Genomic DNA, 14,571 nt, shown 5'->3' on the forward strand with positions numbered 1-14,571 from the left:
CTCCGCCGCCCCCGCCGCGGCACCCGCGGCCCGGCCGCCGTCGGTACCGTCGGCGCCTCCGCCGACACCGTTGTCGCCGCTGTCGCGGCGGGTGGCGGTGGCGCGGGCGCGCGGGCCCAGGCGGGCGACGAACCGCCCGGCGGTCGGCCCAAGAAGCCGATGCTGGCCGCGGCGGCGATCGTCGGCGCGATCCTGATCTCGGTGCCGATCCTGGTCGCCGGGCGCGACGACCGCGAGCCGCCGCGGGAGCGGACGGAGAACGTGGCCGGCACGGTCATGGACGACCACGCGCAACTGGCGATCCCGCCCGGCGCCTACACCAGCGAGTCACCCTCTCCTTCTCCCACCCCCAGTGAGAAGAAGGAGACGAAGGCGCCGGAGAAGCAGGCGCCCGCCGCGGTGGTCCACAAGGAGTCGGCCTCGCCGTCGCCGAGTGAGCCGAAGAGCAGGCCCACGGCGACGGTGACGGCCAGGGCGCCGCTGAACACGGCGGCCACCGCGGTCAACCGGCTCGCCAGGAACGACCCGGACGGGCGGCACATCTGCTACCGGGCCTTCGTCGGCGGAAGCGGCTGGCAGACGCCGGTGTGCGACGGGACGATGGCCGGAACCACCGGACAGGGCAAGCGGATCACGGCCCTGAACATCGCGGTGTGGAACGCCGGCGGTTCCTCCGCCAACGCGCTCCTGCACAATCCGGACTCGACCGACGGCAATGCCAAGTGGCAGCCGAACTGGACGGCCGTGATGGCGGACGGAAAGAACGTCTACATCGGCAGTTCGAAGCCGGGTGCGCCGTTCATGACGGGATTCGCCATGAACGTCGGCAGCGGTTCGGTCTGCCACTCCGCGAAGATGCACAACGGTGGCTGGGGTCCGCAGTACTGCAAGAACGCCCGCCCCGAATACCTCTTCGGCGGGACCACCGACAACACGAACTGGTTCGAAGCCGTCAAGCTGACGGTGTGACCCGGCGGGCCGCACGGCCCGCCGGTCGACAGGGGTGCCTGACCGCTCGTCACCGAGCGGCCTCCGGAGCACCCCTGTCCCTTGTCCGGGTGCCGAGCACGACGGTGCCGCGGGCCTCGGCCGGGACGTGCGCGCCGTCGCCCACCAGGACCGCGCGGTAGCCGGAGAGCAGCGTCCGCACGACCCCGGGCCCGGTCGCGTCGGTGGCGGCGACGCCGTCCCGGCCGGTGCGCGCCTCGCCCAGGAGGCGGCCGTCGGCGGTGGTGAACCGCAGCGGGAGCCCGCGCACCGGCCGCCGGGTCGCCGGGTCGCCGGCGCGGGCGCTGAGGTGGCGCAGGGTGAACCCGGGGAGGTCGAGGGTCGCCCGGCCCGCGGTGAGGTGGACCGGCTCAAGCCGGGCGCAACTGTCGCTCGGGCCGCAGCTCCTGACGGTGTCCCGGGCGAGCGCGCCGTCCGCCGGGCCCAGCGCGGTCAGCGCGGCCAGCGCCACGGCGGCGCAGCGACGTCCCCACGGTCCCATGGGTCTCTCCTCGGTCTCGGGCGGGTGCGGGCGACGACGGTAACCGTCCGCCCGTCATCCGCGGTGCGCAAGCCCCGCCGAGGACGCGAAAGTGTCTGGCGCGGCTCTGGGTTGACGGGACGTCAGTCCGCAGAACGGTGATCTCCCGACCCGGGCGGGCGGGGTGCCGGTGGCCGCGCGGCGGCCGGGGGCGGGCGCGGCGGGCGGATCTCCGTTTCTCCCGGCTCTTCGGGGAAACGGTTCGCCGGTCACGGTGAATTCGCGTCCGCGTCGATATCTTTCCCTGTCGTGAGATACGACTCTTTCCCCGTTGCGGGCCTCAGAACGCGTGCCGCCGGCGTCCAGGACTTCGAGGCGGTCCGGGCCATGCACGGGAGATGCAGTGCCGAGAGCCGTGTTCGGCGCTACTGGACGAGCGTGCCGGAATTCTCCCGCACCCATTGGCGCACTCTGGCCGAGCCGGAGCGCGGCACCATGGTCGTCGCCCACAATGACGATCATATTGTCGCCATGGCCAATATCCTCTATCTCGACAAGGCCGGACAGGCCGAGATCGCCTTTCTCGTGGAGGACGCCTGGCAGTCCCGGGGCGTGGGGACCGGGCTCGCCCGACAGACCCTGGAGCGGTGCAGGGCCGAGGGGCTGCACACCGTGTTCGCCTGGGTCTGCGTCACCAACACCCGGATGCAGCGGCTGATGCGCAGCCTCGGCGCCCATCACCGCGCGCTGGGCGACGGGGAGTCGCAGTTCACCTACGACCTCACCTGAGCGGCGGCCGGGCCGGTCGACGGAAGGGAACAGGTGTGCAGGTTCCTGCTGTCGACGCATGGCGGGAGCCACCGTGGGCACGATGTCGCTGGGCGGGGCGTGGACCTCGCGTGGTTCATGCCGGCCGACCGGGTTGCACCGGCTCGGCCGGCCCGAGACCCGAGGAGGGCGCCATGAACCGCCAGACCCGCGTCCGTGTCACCCGTCGTCCCGTCGTCTCCCGTGACCCGCGGGACTCCGGCATCGACCGCAGGACCCCGTCGGGGCGGCTGCTGCCGTACTGACCGCGGTCACAGCGGCGTCCGCCACACCACCGTCGTCCCGCTGCCGCCGCCCCGGTCGGTGTCCGGGGGCGTCCCGTCGTCGTGGACGGTCAGGCGCACCGCGTCCCGGCCGTCCGGCAGGACCGCCGTCGCGTCGACCGTGACCTCGACCCGGGAGACCCCCGGGTGCCCGGTCGCCGCGGCCAGGGCACCGCGCAGCGCCGTCACGAGCAGGCCGGCCGCCGGGTCGGTGACCCGGTGGTCGACCGCGCCGGTGAAGTGCACGGACGGCGCGAAACCCAGCCGCGCCGCCGCGCCCGCCGTCTCCCGCAGCACCCGGCCGCGGAGCGAGCCGGGGGTCTCGGCGGGCGGCTGCTGGAGGGCGAAGATCGCCGTGCGGACCTCCTGGATCGTCGACTGGAGCTCGTCGACCGCCCTCCCGAGCGCCGCCCGCACCCGCTCGGGCTCCCCGGCCGGTGCCCTGCGCTCGGTGGACTCCAGCATCATCCCGGTGGCGAACAGCCGCTGCACCACCAGGTCGTGCAGATCGCGGGCGATTCGATCACGGTCCTCGAACACCGCCAGCCGTTCCCGGCCGTGCCGCGCGTCGGCAAGCACCAGGGCGAGCGCGGCCTGCGAGGCGAACTGGACGGCCAGCAGCCGTTCCAGCGGGGTGTACGGGCGCCCGCCGCGGCGGCGGGGGAGCGCGAGGGTGCCGATGAGGCGGCCCTCCGCCTGCAACGGCAGCATCATGCTGGGCCCGAACCGGTGGCGGACATGGGTGGTCATCCGCGGGTCGGACGCCGAGTCGTCGATGAACACCGGTTCACCGCCCAGGAGTTGGACGAGGACCGGGCTGCCGGGGAGGATCGTCGCGCCGACGATGTCGCCCGGGTCGTCGCGGGTGGAGGCGGTCACGATCTCCATGCCGCCCTCGGCGGTCGGCTGGAGGATCACCCCGGCGGAGGCGGCGGCCAGGACCCTGGCCCGCTCCGCGACCGTCATCAGGGCGTCGGCGGCCCGCTCGCCGGTCAGCAGCGCGTTGGTGACGGCCGCCGCGCCCTCGATCCACCGCTCCCGCTGCCGGGCCGTCTCGTAGAGGCGGGCGTTGCCGACGGCGATGCCCGCCTGGGCGGCGAGGACCCGCAGCACCTGCTCGTCCTCGGCGCCGAACCGGCCGCCGTCCTCCCGCCCGGCCAGCCGCAGCCGCCCGAAGTCCTCGTCCCCGGCGGTGATCGGCACGTCGAGCGCGGTGGCGCCGCCCGGCGGAGCCGTGCCCCGGGCGCGGATGCCGGTCAGGCCGTCGCGCCCGGGGTCGGTCAGGGTGAGGGCCGCGTACCGGGCGCCGGTCAGGGCGGCCGCGCTGTCCACGATGTGCTGGAGCGTGGCGCGCAGGTCCAGCTCGACGCCGACGCCCAGGACCGCTTCGAGCAGGGGCGGCAGCCGGTCGGCCATCCCCCGGGGGCTCAGGCGGACAGCGGGTCGAGGACCATCGGCTCGATCCGGCCCTCCAGCATCGAACCGAGCCCCTGGACGGCGCAGATGTCCGGCTGCTCGGCGATGTGCACCGGCATGCCGGTGGCGCGGCGCAGCATCTGGTCGAGGCCGGGGAGGCGGGCGCTGCCGCCGACCATCATGATCCCGCGGTCGACGAGGTCGGCGACCAGGTCGGGCGGGCAGTTGCGCAGCACCCGTCCGATGCCGTCGAGGACGGCGGTCATCGGGGTCTCGATGGCGTCCCGGACGGCCGCGGTGTCGACCTGCACGGAGCGGGCCAGGCCGGTGGCCACGTCGCGGCCGTGGATCTCGGTGGAGGTGGGGCCCTGCTGGGTGAGGCCGTTGCCGGACAGCGCGAGCTGGAGCGGGCGCACGGACTGGGTGGGCAGCACCAGCTCGTGCTCGTGCCTGAGGTGCTGGATGATCGCGTGGTCGACGGCCTCGCCGCCGACCGGGAGGCGCTCGGCGGTGACGATCGAGCCGAGGGAGAGCACCGCGACCTGGGTGGTGGCGGCGCCGCACACCATGATCATGGTCGCCTCGGGCCGCTCCACGGGCAGTCCGCAGCCGACGGCGGCGGCGATCAGGGTGTCCACCAGCTCCACCCGGCGGGCGCCGAGCCCGACCAGCGTCTCGATCGCGGCGCGCTGGGCCAGCGGGTCGGCGTCGTGCGGGGTGCAGGCGGCGGCCCGCAGCCGGGGCTTGCGGCGCAGGTTGCGGCGGATCTTGTCGCCGATCAGGTGGCGCAGCATCCGCTGGGCCATCTCGATGTCGACGACCGTCCCGCCGGAGACCGGGCGCACGACGCGGATGTAGTGCGGGGTGCGGCCGGTCATCTGCTCGGCGAACTCCCCGACCGCGATGAGCGCGCCGGTGCGGGTGTTCACCGCGGCGGCCGACGGCTGGTCGACGACGAGCCCGGCGCCCTTCACGTAGACGCGGGTCCGGGCCGCCCCCAGGTCGACGGCGAAGTGGCAGCGGCGCAGCTGCTCCAGACTGGCGGTCATGGGCGGGTCCTCCCGATAACACAGACCGTGGGGGGCCGCCGGGCGGCGGGCCTCTCCTAGGCATCGTGCGGGCGGGCGGGAGGGGTCCGCCTGTTGTGGGGGGCCGGGTGGGGTGCGGCCGAACGGGTGGTTTGTCGGACAGCACCTGTGTATGGGTGAAATAAGTGACGCCGGATCAGGGTGCGGGGGCGGTGCGGGGGTCGGGACGGGAGGGGGGAGCGCACGGGGTGGCGGGGGCGGCCCGGCCCCCGGACACGCGGCGGCGCCGCCTCCCTGGGACGGGGAGACGGCGCCTCGGCACTTCCTGGCGACACCCTCGGTGCTACACCAGCCACCCGATGAAGTGGGCCAGGCCGGCGACGATGTCGGTGAGAAGGTTCATGGTGGTACGTCTCCTAGCTGTGCTGTGTACGGGGGACTCGCACCGATCACGGTATGCATCCCGTTGATCGCGCACTGTCAGTATGGGCCGCCCCGGACCCCGGAGACGATCTCAAGAGCGACGATCACCTGTTCTGGGGAGCATCTGTTCCCCTGTTCGGTTCGGGCAGCGCGCGCTTCATGACCTTCCCCATGTCGTTGCGGGGCAGCGCCGCCAGGTGGCGGACCACCCGGGGGCGCTTGTGCGGAGCCAGCCGCCCCGCCACGTGGTCGGCCAACTCCCGCTCCGACGGCGGCGATCCGGGGTCCTCCGCGACCACCCAGGCGACGATCCGCTCGCCCAGGTCGGCGTCCGGCTCCCCGGTGACGGCCGCCTCCCGCACCCCCGGATGTTCGAGGAGCGCGTTCTCGATCTCGCCCGCCCCGATCTTGTAACCCCCGCTCTTGATCAGGTCGGTGGCCTTCCGGCCGACGATCCGGACGTACCCGTCGGCCTCCCGCACCGCCATGTCCCCGGTGCGGAACCAGCCGTCCGCGGTGAACGCGGCCTCGGTGGCGTCCGGCCGGTTGAGGTAGCCGCTGAACAGGTGCGGGCCGCGCACCTGGATCTCGCCCACGCTCTCGCCGTCCCAGCCGTCGATCGGCGAACCGTCCTCCTCGACCAGCCGCAGTTCGACGCCGGGCAGCGGTACGCCGACCGTCCCGGCGCGGGGTTCGCCGTCCGCGCGGACGCTGGTGTTCATCAGCGTCTCTGTCATGCCGTACCGCTCCACGACCCGGCGTCCGGTGGCCGCCGTGATCCGCTCGTGGTCGTGCACCGGCAGCGCGGCCGAACCCGACACCAGCAGCCTGGCCCGGCCCAGCGCCTTCGCCAACTCCGGTTCCCCGTCCAGGACCTGGGCGACGCGGTGGTACATCGTGGGCACCCCGAACAGCATGGTGGCGCCCGTCTCCAGCTCCCGCGCCACGCCCTCGGTGGAGAACTTCCCCAGGTGCCGCAGCGCGCCGCCGCGCCGCAGCGGGCCCAGCACGCCCAGCACCAGACCGTGCACATGGAACAGGGGCAGCCCGTGCACCAGGACGTCGCCGCCGGTCCACCGCCAGGCGTCGGCCAGCGCGTCCAGGGTGGTGGCGATCGCCCGGCGCGGCAGCACGGCGCCCTTGGGCGGGCCGGTCGTCCCCGAGGTGTAGACGATCAGCGCCGGGTCCCCGGGACCGGGCTCGGCGGCCGGGCCCGGGACGGCGGCGGCCGGGCGGACCTCCACGTCGACCCGCACCAAGTCGCCCAGCGCCGACGGCAGTTCGTCGCCGGGTGCGGCCAGCACCAGCGACGGCGCGCTGTCCGTCAGGATGTGCTCAAGCTCCTTCGCGCCCGACCTCGGGTTGAGCGGCACCGCGGCCACCCCCGCCCGCAGCGCCGCCACCACGGCGACGGCCGTCTCCAGCGTCGGCGCCGCCCAGACGGCGACCCGGCCCGCGTCCGCGATCCCGGCCGCCAACGTGTCGGCGGCGCGGGCGAGTTCGGCGTAGGTCAGACGGCGGTCGCCGAACGTCAGGGCGACCTGCCCGCTCGGGCTCTCCAGGGCGGGGAAGAGGGGGGTGGACACGCGGCGCGCTCCTCGCGGCTCGGGGACATCACCCCCGTTCCTACACCACGTCCGCCACCACGCAACTGACGTTGTCGGGACCGCCCGCCGCGTGCGCGGCCGCCACCAGCGCCGACACCGCCGCGTCCGGGTCCGCGCCCGCCGTGAGCAGCTCGCGCAGGCGGTGGTCGGGGACCACCCCGTGCAGGCCGTCCGAGCAGAGCAGATAGCGGTCGCCGCGCCGCGCCTCGTGCAGCCGCAGGTCAGGGGCGCCGGTGGTGAGGTCCTTCACCAGCAGCGCCCGGCGCGGGTGCGACGCGGCCTCCTCCGGCGTCAGCCGCCCCTCGTCGATCAGCGACTGCACCACCGAGTGGTCGTGGGTGACGCGGAACAGGCCGCCGTCGCGCAGCAGATACGCCCGGCTGTCCCCGACGTGGACCAGGGCCAGCGCGGAGCCCGTCCACAGCAGCGCGGTGAGCGTGGTGCCGCTCGCCTCACCGCCCGAGATGCCGAGCACCGCCTCCGCGGCGGCCCGCGCCGCGTCCTGGAGCAGGTCGAGGACGTCCCCCGCGGGCGCCTGCGCGGTGTCCAGGAAGCGCAGCGCCTCCACCGCCGCGCCGCTCGCCGGGCCGCCGGTGGGGCCGTGGCCGTCGGCGACCGCGAGCAGCCGGGTCCCGGCATAGGCGGTGTCCTGGTTGGCGGGCCGTACCAGGCCCCGGTCGGAGTGGGCGCGGTAGCGCAGTTCGAGCACGGTGGTGTCCTTCCTCGACGGATGCGACGACAGATGGGTCACGAGGTGGGCGGCGAGGTCACGGCGGAGCGCGGTCTCCGACTCCACCCGCGCCCAGTAGGCGCGGACCTCCTCGGCGGCCTCGCGCGGAGCCAGGGCGCACACCTCGCGGATCCGGGCCAGCGGCATGCCCAGCCTGCGCAGCCACGCCACCAGCCGGGCCCGCTCCAACTGGCCGGCCGCGTAGTAGCGGTAGCCGGTGTGCGGGTCGACCCGGGCGGGCCGCAGCAGTTCCAGCTCGTCGTACAGCCGCAGCGCCTTCGGCGACAGGCGGCACGCCCTCGCGAACGCGCCGATCGTGAGCATGTCCATCCCCGGTCCGCCTCCCTCGTTCCCGTCCCCGATGCTGCGGCCTCACCGAAGGGGAAGGTCAAACGGCTTGCACCGGCCGAGGTCCGTCCCGTTAGCCTGCCCGCACCGCCGCCGCAGGCGGCCCCCAGCAGAGACGGAGCCCGCCGTGTCCCGAGTCGCCCTCGCCACCTACGATCCCCGGCCCGAGCCCCACCTGGACCGGGACCTGCCCGTGCTGGTCGACGCGCTGCGTGGGGCGGGGGCCGACGCGGAGGCCGTGAGCTGGGACGACCCGGCGGCCGACTGGTCGGCCTACGACCTCGTCGTCATACGTTCCACCTGGGACTACAGCTGGCGGGCCGCGGAGTTCACGGCCTGGGCCGAGCGGTGCGGGCAGGTCACCCGGCTCGCCAACCCGCCCGCCGTGGTCCGCTGGAGCACCGACAAGCGCTACCTCGGCGACCTCGCGGCGGCCGGGGTGCCCGTCGTGCCGACCCGCTTCCTCGCCCCCGGCGACCCGGCCGACCTGCCCGAGGAGCACGAGTACGTCGTCAAGCCGTCCTCCGGCGCGGGCGCCCGTTACGCGGCCCGGTACACGCCCGCGGACCGGGAGACCGCGCGAGGGCACCTGGCGCGGATGCACGCCGAGGGGCTGACGGCGATGGTCCAGCCGTACATGCGGGGCATCGAGGCGGGCGGCGAGCGGGCCCTCCAGTTCTTCGGCGGGCGGCTGCTGCACGCCAGCCGCAAGGGCGCCGTCCTCGCCCCCGGCACCGCCTTCGACGCCGCGAAGGTGCCGCACCCCGGCCTCGCGGCGTGGACCCCGACCCCGGCCGAACTCGCCGTCGCCGAGGCCGCGTTGGCCGCCGTGCCCGGGGCTCCCGAGCTGCTGTACGCGCGGGTGGACCTGGTGGACGGGACCGAGCCGGGGGAGGTGCGGGTGATGGAGCTCGAACTGGTCGAGCCGAACCTCTTCCTGTTCCTGCACCCGGGCTCGGTGGACGCGGTCAGGGACGCGATCCTGGCGGCCGCCCGCCGGTGACCGCCGTCCGCTGGAGCAGCCCCCAGGTGAACTCGGCGACCACCGCGCGCGGGCGGCCGTCCGCGTCCGGGGCGGTGAGGGCGAGGCCCCAGCGGGTCGGCGCCGAGCCCTCCAGGGGGCGGGCCGGGGCGAAGGCGCGGGCGGCCTCGTCGACCGTGCAGGACCAGGGGGTGAGGTCGGCCAGGGTGCGCAGGGCGGGGCCGGGGCGCCGGGGGCGCGCACCAGCCACTCGTTCCAGACCGCGCCGTTCGGCGCGAGCAGCACCTCGAAGCGCAGGTCGGGCCAGAGCGGCAGCGGCCAGTACAGCGCCTCGCACTCCAGGTCGCCGATCCGCCGGGCCGACGTCGCCTCGGGACCGCCCAGGACGGAACGGTAACGGGAGACGGCGGCCCGTGAGCGCGGCGAGCGCACCATCGCCTGCCAGCGCCGGTTGGCCTCCCGCATCCCGGCCAGGGAGACGCCCAGCGCGCGCCGGGCGTCCTCCACCAGGTCCGGGTTGTGGTCGGCCATCCGGCGCAGCAGCACCAGCTGGAAGTCGAGCGGGGTGAACGGCGCGGAGGGGCGGCGCCCGGCGCCGGGGGCGGAGTCGGAAGGCATGCCCCCATGGTCGCCGCCGTGCCGCCGTCCCGCCCGCCGCCGCTCACCGGCCCGGCGTCAGTAGCCGTATCTGCTCTTGAGGTGGCGCCAGAAGTCGCGCAGCATCCAGGTGTCGAACTCGGTGATCCGGGTGGCGCTGCCCGCGTTCATCAGGAAGCAGCACTGGCCGGTCGGCGTCCAGTCGTAGAAGTCGTCCAGGCCGAAGGTGTGGCCGACCTCGTGCAGATAGATGTGGATGTTCTCCTGGTCGAGGGCGCCGGTGAAGTACTCCTGCCCGACCCGCTGCCCCCAGTCGCCGCCCGCCCCGCCCTGGAAGCCCTTGGTCAGCCAGAGCGACTGGTCGTAGTGGCGGGCGGCGCCTCCGGGACAGCGCGCGTAGTCGCCGTTCTGGTGGAAGAAGCGGCCGCAGTCGGGCGCGCACTGCGGGGCGCCGCCGCTGTCCAGGTTCCCGGCGTAGACGTCGACGGAGCTGTCGCTCCACCGGAGCGTGGAGCGGTCCTTGACGGCCCAGCCGACGATGTCGACCGGCACGGTGGTGTAGGGCCAGGCGTTGTGCCCCTTGCCGTCGACCACCATCGCCGCCGTCCACCGGGCGAACTGCCTCTTCAGCGCGGCGTGCACCCGCTCGCGCAGGGCGGCATCGACCGGGGCGTCCGACTCCCAGCGCACGCAGTAGTTGATGCTGCCCCGGTTGGCGACGACCTGGTCCCACCCGTAGTTGCGGAAGCCGTACAGGTCGGGGTAGGTCGACTGGACGTGGTTCCAGACCTCGTCGAGCGGCTGCACCAGCGCGGCGGGCGGATTCCAGCCGTCGGCGGCACGGGCGGGCGAGGCACCGCCGGCACCGCCCGCGAAGGCGACGAGCGCGACGAGAACGGTCAGCACCCGGACGACGACACGTGGACGTCTCATGGCGAACTCCCTGTGTGGGGAACGGGATTCACCGTGAGGTGACCACCGGGCGGGAAAGGGTTGCCGCCCGGTGGCCCGCGGCACGCCGGGACCTCAGACCGCCCGCTCCCTGGGCGCCGCCCGCCGGGGCGCCGGGCTGTCCAGGTGGACGAGCACCGTCGTGCAGAAGCGGTGGACGGCGTCGTCGACGCTGCGGATGAAGCCGGACTCCGCGTTGCCGCGACCGCTGCCCATGCCCTTGAGGAGCGACAGACGGAAGCCGGTGATGGTCGCCGCGTCCTTGGGGAGCAGGTCGCCCGGTTCCGGCCGGAGCCGTTCCAGGGTGCCCCGCGGACCGTTGGTCGCGCCCTCGACCAGCGTCTCCACATGCAGGTCCGCCGGTGCCTCGGCCAGCCGCCTGACCAGGCGTTTGACCGACGACAGCGGATAGCCCTGCTCGGGCGCCGGGATGTCGAGGGAGGTCCGCACCCGGCCCGTCCGCAGGTCCGCGACGACGGTGAGCAGACCGGGCGTGGACTCGATCCGCAGCTCCGCCCCGAGCCTGCCGTCGGCGCAGAGCCGGTCGGCGAGCAGGGCCCGGCGGGCGCCCGGGTCGGAACCGCGCCGGGCGCGCTGGGCCGGGAGCACCTTCTGCCCGAGTTCGCCGCCGAGCCGCAGGCACACCTGACGGATCAGCCGCTCCCAGCTCTCCACCACCTCCAGCGCCCGCGGGTCACCCTGGCAGAGGGTCTCGTCGTCGATGCCGTTGCGCACCGGCACCCAGGCCGCGCCCATGTTCTGGAAGCCGTGGCAGCCGGAGTTCTCGTGCTGGAGGTAGAGCAGCAGCTCCTGGAGCAGCCAGGCGTGCGCCCCGTTGCCGACCCCCTCGTGCCGCAGCAGCAACTGCGCCTGGTGCGCGACCTCGGCCCAGGAGAGGTGCCACAGGCCCACCTTGTGCTTGCGCCGCCCGTCCGTCTTCACCGCGACGAGCGGACTGCCCTCCAGGGCCACGTCGTTGGAGAGGGTGATCACCGCCTCGTAACCGCGGCGGGCGGCGATGTCCATGTACGCCTGCACCTGCTCGGCGCGCAGCGCGCTGCCGTTGGTCTTGGTCTCCACCAGCGCCGTCCACAGCTTGCCCGCCCGCTCCACCCGGATCACCCCGTCCGGGCGTCTGGGCGAGTCCCCGTGCGGAAGGGAGACCTCGGTGAACGTCTCCATACGGCCCGCGGGCGCCCCGAACGCGGCGACGAGCCGGCGGCCGAACTCCGGGATCTGCGCCATCACCGACAGCAGGACGGACGTGGCGCGCGTCTCCCGGTCCCGGTCGCTCCTGAGCACCGGGACGGGGAACAGCCGCGCCTCGTGCCAGGACTCGTTCTCCGCCAGGGACTTCCTGGCCACCTTGGGCAGAGTGACCTTCTTCTTCGCGGTGCGGGGACGCGCGGCCGGCCGCCTCGGCGCCCCGACGGACTCGTCCCCCGGGCCGCGGGGCGCGGGAACGGCCTCCAGCGCGGCCCGCGGCGCGGCCGGGGTCGGGCCCGGAGCGTCGATCTGCTCCGACGCCGACCCGGCCGGGCCGCCGTCCGTGCCCTCCGGGGGCCTCGGCCCGGCCGCGTCCTCCGCGTCGTTGTCGTTGTCGTCGTCGACGTCGACGCCGAAGTCCGTCGCCAGGCCCGCCAGCCCGTTCTCGTAGCCCTGGCCGACGGCCCGGAACTTCCACTCGGGCCCGCGCCGGTACAGCTCGCCGAAGATGATCGCGCTCACCTCGCCCGCGTCGGCGACGGAGTACCGCAGGAGGCGGTCGCCCGACGCGTCGGCGAGCGTCACCCCCAGGTCCTCCAACTCCCCTAAGCGGGCGCCCTCGTAGCGGCTCGCGGCCACCACGATCCGTTCCACCCCGGCCGGGACGGCGGTCAGGTCGAAGCTGATCCGGTCCTCGTTGCCGTCCTCGGTGGGCGTCTTGCCGAGCAGCCGTACGCTGCCGTCGTCGGCCACCGGGTGGTTGTAGAAGTAGAAGTCGGTGTCGTCGCGCACCTTCCCGTCGGCGCCGAGCAGCAGGACGGACACGTCCGCGTCGCCCTCACCGCTCGGACTGGCCCACCCCAGGCCGACGACCACCGAGCCGACGTCCTCGCTCAGCGCCGTCAGCGATACGTTCGCGCCTTTGGTCATCTCGTGCACAGAAGCCCCCCATCACATCTCCGGAACGCCCGGCCCCTCCTGCCCAGGTCGCCCACCGTGCGACATCATGTGACGTGTCGCACATGAGGGACAGTAGTACCGGGTGGGTCGCCGGTGAGGTGGAGTCCGCAGAACCATTGCCCGGTCAAACGCAGTATGACTAGCCTGTGTTCGTCATGCCGATCGGTTGTTGAAATATCGAACGCAGGCGCCGCCGTGCGCGCCTCGGACCTAAAGGGAGGGGTCGTCGTGGGCCGCCTCGTACCCGCCGTCACCCGGGCTCTCGACATCCTCGAGCTGTTTCTCGACGGGGACGGGACGCTCTCCGCCCCCGACATCGTGCGCAGGCTCCAACTGCCGCGCACCACCGTGCACGAGCTGGTCACCACGCTCGCCGCGCGGTCGTACATCGTGCAGGTCCCCGGCCAGCCGGGCCGCTACCGGCTCGGTGTGCGGCCCTACCAGCTCGGCAGCCGGTACGCCGAACAGCTCGACCTCGCCGCCGAGGGCCAGCAGGTCGCCCGGTCCGTCGCCGAGACCTGCGACGAGACCGTGCACGTGGCGATCCTGGAGGGCACCGACGTCATCTACATCGCCAAGGTGGACTCCACCCACGCCGTGCGCATGGTGTCGGCGGCCGGACGGCGGCTGCCCGCCCACTGCACCTCCGTCGGGAAGATGCTGCTCGCCTCCCTCTCCGGGGCCGAGCTGGGCGCGCGCCTGCCGGACGGCGCCGGGCTCGCCGCGATGACCCCGAACAGCATCACCGACCCGGCCCGGCTGCGCGAGGCCCTCGCCGAGATCCGGGAGCGCGGCATCGCCGTCGAGAGCCGCGAGTCCAACCCGGACGTCAGCTGCGTCGCCGCTCCGGTGCGCGACCGCACCGGGCAGGTCGTCGCCGCGCTCTCCATCTCCGTGCCGATGATCCGCTGGAGCGACGAGCGCCGGGTCGAGCTGGAGCAGCTCGCCGCCAAGGGCGCCGTCGAGCTGTCGGAGCGCCTCGGCCACCGGACCGTCGCGTGAGCGCCCGGTACGAGATCGCCGTCAGGGCCGCGGCCGCCCTCGGCGAGGGGCCGACCTGGGACCCGGCCACCGGACGGCTGCTGTGGGTCGACATCCTCGGCTCCCGCGTGCACACCTACGAGCCGGGCTCGGGGCGGCGCACGGTCCGCGTCACCGAACAGCACGTCGGCGCCGTCGCACCGCGGGCCGGGGGCGGTCTGGTGCTCAACCTCCGCGACGGCGTCGCGCTCCTCGACCCGGACGGGACCTTCCGCTGGCTGCGCCACGAGCCCGTGCCCGGCCGCCGCGGCAACGACGCCGCCGTCGCCCCCGACGGCGCGCTCTGGGCCGGGACGATGCGCTACGACGAGGCGGCGGGCGGCGGTTGCCTCTCTCGGGTCACCGGCGACGGCACGGCGCTGACCGTCCTCGACGACGTCACCATCAGCAACGGCACCGGGTGGAGCCCCGACGGGCGGCTCATGTACTACGTGGACACGCCCACCCGGCGCGTCGACGTCTTCGACCACCGGGACGGGCGGATCTCCGGGCGCCGCACCCTCGCCGTCGTCGAGGAGGGCGCCGGGTACCCGGACGGGCTCACCGTCGACGCCGACGGCTGCGTCTGGGTCGCGCTGTGGGACGGCGCGGCCGTCCGCCGCTACACCCCGGCGGGCGACCTCGACCGGGTCGTCGACCTCCCGGTGCCGCGCCCCACGGCCTGCGCCTTCGGCGGCGCCGACCTGACCGACCTGTACGTCACGACCGCCGCCACCGGCCTCG

General features: G+C 74.4%; 12 protein-coding genes and 1 pseudogene. 5 read left to right on the plus strand and 8 right to left on the minus strand.

Annotated features, from left to right (window positions below; all coding sequences use genetic code 11):
- The coding region (locus GA0115242_RS30060; RefSeq protein ID WP_107461517.1) for a hydrogenase expression protein HypA at window positions 1-969 on the plus strand (969 nt) is incomplete at its 5' end.
- 49 nt (window positions 970-1,018) lie between these two features.
- On the opposite strand, the gene GA0115242_RS30065 is transcribed toward GA0115242_RS30060, so the two are convergent.
- Window positions 1,019-1,489 (minus strand): hypothetical protein, encoded by a 471-nt coding sequence (locus tag GA0115242_RS30065; protein ID WP_093834028.1) that lies wholly within the window; start codon window positions 1,487-1,489, stop codon window positions 1,019-1,021.
- A gap of 288 nt (window positions 1,490-1,777) precedes the next feature.
- On the opposite strand from GA0115242_RS30065, the gene GA0115242_RS30070 reads away from it, so the two are divergent.
- On the plus strand, window positions 1,778-2,257 hold the full coding sequence (locus tag GA0115242_RS30070; RefSeq protein WP_161353368.1) for a GNAT family N-acetyltransferase: 480 nt from the start codon (window positions 1,778-1,780) through the stop codon (window positions 2,255-2,257).
- Between the two features lie 290 nt (window positions 2,258-2,547).
- On the opposite strand, the gene GA0115242_RS30075 is transcribed toward GA0115242_RS30070, so the two are convergent.
- The 4 genes from GA0115242_RS30075 to GA0115242_RS30090 all read right to left on the minus strand — a co-directional run bounded on the left by GA0115242_RS30075 (window position 2,548) and on the right by GA0115242_RS30090 (window position 8,093).
- Window positions 2,548-3,975, minus strand: a complete 1,428-nt coding sequence (locus GA0115242_RS30075; protein WP_093834032.1) for a sensor histidine kinase — start codon at window positions 3,973-3,975, stop codon at window positions 2,548-2,550.
- An 11-nt stretch (window positions 3,976-3,986) separates the two neighbouring features.
- Window positions 3,987-5,024 (minus strand): rod shape-determining protein, encoded by a 1,038-nt coding sequence (locus GA0115242_RS30080; RefSeq protein WP_093834033.1) that lies wholly within the window; start codon window positions 5,022-5,024, stop codon window positions 3,987-3,989.
- Between the two features lie 506 nt (window positions 5,025-5,530).
- A complete protein-coding gene (locus GA0115242_RS30085; RefSeq protein ID WP_093834035.1) occupies window positions 5,531-7,012 on the minus strand; it encodes an acyl-CoA synthetase in 1,482 nt (493 codons plus the stop codon).
- Between the two features lie 40 nt (window positions 7,013-7,052).
- A complete protein-coding gene (locus GA0115242_RS30090; RefSeq protein ID WP_093834037.1) occupies window positions 7,053-8,093 on the minus strand; it encodes a MerR family transcriptional regulator in 1,041 nt (346 codons plus the stop codon).
- Between the two features lie 145 nt (window positions 8,094-8,238).
- Between GA0115242_RS30090 and GA0115242_RS30095 the strand changes: the two genes are divergently transcribed.
- Window positions 8,239-9,114: an ATP-grasp domain-containing protein gene (locus tag GA0115242_RS30095; protein ID WP_093834039.1), complete on the plus strand. Its 876-nt coding sequence runs from the start codon at window positions 8,239-8,241 to the stop codon at window positions 9,112-9,114.
- Here GA0115242_RS30095 and GA0115242_RS30100 read toward each other — a convergent pair.
- The 3 genes and pseudogenes from GA0115242_RS30100 to GA0115242_RS30110 all read right to left on the minus strand — a co-directional run bounded on the left by GA0115242_RS30100 (window position 9,080) and on the right by GA0115242_RS30110 (window position 12,777).
- Window positions 9,080-9,711: pseudogene (locus GA0115242_RS30100) on the minus strand (hypothetical protein). The gene GA0115242_RS30095 and the pseudogene GA0115242_RS30100 overlap by 35 nt on opposite strands.
- 57 nt (window positions 9,712-9,768) lie before the next feature.
- Window positions 9,769-10,623: a hypothetical protein gene (locus GA0115242_RS30105; RefSeq protein ID WP_093834041.1), complete on the minus strand. Its 855-nt coding sequence runs from the start codon at window positions 10,621-10,623 to the stop codon at window positions 9,769-9,771.
- A 93-nt stretch (window positions 10,624-10,716) separates the two neighbouring features.
- Window positions 10,717-12,777, minus strand: a complete 2,061-nt coding sequence (locus GA0115242_RS30110) for a TerD family protein (RefSeq protein WP_176729938.1) — start codon at window positions 12,775-12,777, stop codon at window positions 10,717-10,719.
- A gap of 258 nt (window positions 12,778-13,035) precedes the next feature.
- On the opposite strand from GA0115242_RS30110, the gene GA0115242_RS30115 reads away from it, so the two are divergent.
- Window positions 13,036-13,809 carry an IclR family transcriptional regulator gene (locus tag GA0115242_RS30115; protein ID WP_093834045.1) on the plus strand — a complete coding sequence of 258 codons (774 nt, stop codon included), beginning with the start codon at window positions 13,036-13,038 and terminating at the stop codon, window positions 13,807-13,809.
- Window positions 13,806-14,571 (plus strand): SMP-30/gluconolactonase/LRE family protein (locus tag GA0115242_RS30120; protein ID WP_093834047.1); only part of this gene is annotated, 766 nt, incomplete at its 3' end. The genes GA0115242_RS30115 and GA0115242_RS30120, both read left to right, overlap by 4 nt.

It is taken from the genome of Streptomyces sp. SolWspMP-5a-2, from assembly GCF_900091845.1.
GTDB lineage: Bacteria > Actinomycetota > Actinomycetes > Streptomycetales > Streptomycetaceae > Streptomyces > Streptomyces doudnae.

Excerpts from the sequence above, each read along its gene's own strand:
- GA0115242_RS30080 (WP_093834033.1), bottom strand. The coding sequence starts at position 5,024 with ATGACCGCCAGTCTGGAGCAGCTGCGCCGCTGCCACTTCGCCGTCGAC.
- GA0115242_RS30065 (WP_093834028.1), bottom strand. The coding sequence starts at position 1,489 with ATGGGACCGTGGGGACGTCGCTGCGCCGCCGTGGCGCTGGCCGCGCTG.
- GA0115242_RS30090 (WP_093834037.1), bottom strand. The coding sequence starts at position 8,093 with ATGGACATGCTCACGATCGGCGCGTTCGCGAGGGCGTGCCGCCTGTCG.
- GA0115242_RS30105 (WP_093834041.1), bottom strand. The coding sequence starts at position 10,623 with ATGAGACGTCCACGTGTCGTCGTCCGGGTGCTGACCGTTCTCGTCGCG.
- GA0115242_RS30110 (WP_176729938.1), bottom strand. The coding sequence starts at position 12,777 with ATGACCAAAGGCGCGAACGTATCGCTGACGGCGCTGAGCGAGGACGTC.
- GA0115242_RS30075 (WP_093834032.1), bottom strand. The coding sequence starts at position 3,975 with ATGGCCGACCGGCTGCCGCCCCTGCTCGAAGCGGTCCTGGGCGTCGGC.